The sequence below is a fragment of the Bradyrhizobium sp. P5_C11_2 genome (assembly GCF_054049755.1).
Genome location: NZ_JBFULT010000840.1, coordinates 1 through 2250, shown reverse-complemented (window position 1 = coordinate 2250; position 2250 = coordinate 1). Strand labels below are relative to the sequence as shown.

3 protein-coding genes are annotated in these 2250 nt (G+C 64.0%); all 3 read left to right on the top strand.

The window, feature by feature from the left end; translation table 11 throughout:
- The coding region (locus ACXJL8_RS39265; protein WP_456686834.1) for an NAD(P)-dependent oxidoreductase at positions 1 to 348 on the top strand (348 nt) is incomplete at its 5' end.
- Between the two features lie 11 nt (positions 349 to 359).
- Entirely contained in the window at positions 360 to 1433 is a 1074-nt protein-coding gene (locus ACXJL8_RS39260; RefSeq protein WP_456619246.1) for a malate/lactate/ureidoglycolate dehydrogenase, read from the top strand.
- Between the two features lie 90 nt (positions 1434 to 1523).
- Complete coding sequence (locus tag ACXJL8_RS39255; RefSeq protein ID WP_456619247.1) at positions 1524 to 2231, top strand: suppressor of fused domain protein; 708 nt, start codon at positions 1524 to 1526, stop codon at positions 2229 to 2231.
- Positions 2232 to 2250: the final 19 nt, after the last annotated feature.

The following is a 2250-nucleotide window of genomic DNA, read 5'->3' as shown; positions in this document are numbered from 1 at the left end:
GTGCTGGCAAGGAGCGACGTGGTGTCGCTGCATCTGCTACTCAACGACGAGACCCGCGGCATGATCACGCGCGAGAAGATCTTTGCGATGAAGCGTGGCGTCATCCTCATCAACACCGCGCGCGCCGCGGTCGTCGACGAGGCCGCGATGATCGACGCGCTGAAGTCGGGCCACATCCGCCACGCCGGTCTCGACGTCTTCAACATCGAGCCGCTGCCGGGCGATCATCCGCTGACCAAGCTGCCGAACGTGACGCTGTCGGCGCATTCGGCGTTCCGCACGCCGGAGGCGAGCGAGAACCTGATAGAAGCAGCCTGGGTCCACTGCCGCCGGATCGTAAAAGGATAAGAAGAGCAACAATGGCCGACTATCGCACCATCAAGGCAGAGCCGCTCACCAACGCCATCCGCGCCATTGTAAAGGCGGGCGGCTCCACGGACCGCGAGGCCGAGCTCGTATCCACCAACCTCGTCGAGGCCAATCTCAAGGGCCATGACTCGCACGGCGTCGGCATGATCCCGCGCTATGTCCAGAGCGTCACCAACGGCGGCCTCGCCGTGAACCAGCACGTCAAGATCGTGCTCGACACCGGTCCGCTTCTCACCCTCGACGGCCTCACCGGCTACGGCCAGGTGATCGGCCATGAGGCGATGGAGCTCGCGGCCGAGCGCGCCAAGAGCAACGGCGTGTGTCTCGTCGGTCTCTCAAACTCGCACCACATCGGTCGCATCGGCCACTGGGCCGAGCAGTGCATCGACCACGGACTGGTGTCGATCCATTTCGTCAACGTGATCTCGCGGCCGATCGTGGCGCCCTGGGGCGGCAGCGATGCCCGCCATGGCACCAACCCGTTCTGCGTCGGCATTCCGCGCAGGGGCAAAGACCCCATCGTGCTCGACTTCGCCACCAGCAGGATCGCGCAGGGCAAAACCCGCGTCGCCCACAACAAGGGCGTTGAACTCGAGCCTGGCACCATCATCGATAATGAAGGCAAGCCGACCACCAACCCGCGCTACACCGTGATCCCGCCATACGGCGCCATCCTGCCGTTCGGCGAGCACAAGGGTTCGGGGCTCGCGCTGGTGTGCGAAATCCTGGGCGGCGCGCTCTCCGGCGGGCAGGCGGTCAAGGGCCCGTCCGACGGCAAGTACAACGTCCTCAACGGCATGCTCTCGATCATCATCGACCCGGGCAAGCTCGGCACCGGCGAAAACCTCGCACGCGAAGTCGAAAGCTTCGTCGCCTGGCACACGGGCTCACCGCCTAGCCCCGGCGTCGACAAGGTGCTGATCGCCGGCGATCCCGAGCGTGAGACCAAGAAGAAGCGCCTCGCCGAAGGCATTCCGGTCGATCCGACCACCTGGCAGGAGATTCTCGCGGCCGGGCAGAAGTTCGGGCTGGATCAGGCCGCGATCGAGAAGATCGTCGGCTAGTCGGAACGAGGCAGATCGCTCGGCATCATCCAGGCCTCCTGCACAATCGCGCAGGGCGATATGGACTAATGCGAAGCTCGAGCCGCGGATTTGAACCGGCCCGCCTTGTCTGGCGACAACGCGGATATCCCGGCTCATACCGCCTCAGAGGTTCACATGCTCTCCCGTCTCGCAAAGCTCGTATCCGGCTCCAGCGCGCCGTCGCCCTCGGTCGACCTCTACCGGCATCGGCTCGCCATCTATGAAAGCGAACTTGGCGAGCCCGAGCACAGCTTCATCGACAGCGCGGAGCGCCGCATCGACATCCACGCCTTTGGCCGCGATTTCGTGCCGGTGTGCCAAGAGGGATCTGACGAAGGCTATGTGCTCCTCACCAGCGGCATGAGCGAGCAGCGGATGCCGGGCGCGCATGGGGACGCGAAGCCGCGTGCCGAGCTGATGTGGTATGTCCGCGAGCCGACAGAGGAGGTTTGCGCCAATCTGCGCTTGCTGGCCAATCTGCCGTTCATCGACACAACCTGGTTCGGCTTCGGCCATCGCGTCGCGCTGCCGTGGCCGCCGGTTGCAGGAACGGACTTCCAGACGTTCCTGTTTCTGACGCCGGTCATCGGCCCCGATAAGGAGATCGCCGAGGCGCTGGAGATCGCGGGCGATCCGGTGGAGATCTTGACCGTGAACCTGATCTCGCAGCAGGAACTCGCGCTGATCAAATCCAAAGGGCTCGATCCGTTTCTCGATCTGCTCGATGAGAACGACTATCCGCCAATCTTCGATCCGGCCCGAAAATCGTATGTTTAGTCGTAGGGTGGGTTAGCTC

What these genes read in the sequence shown, in the direction of transcription:
- ACXJL8_RS39260 (WP_456619246.1), top strand. Translation starts at nt 360, where the DNA reads ATGGCCGACTATCGCACCATCAAGGCAGAGCCGCTCACCAACGCCATC.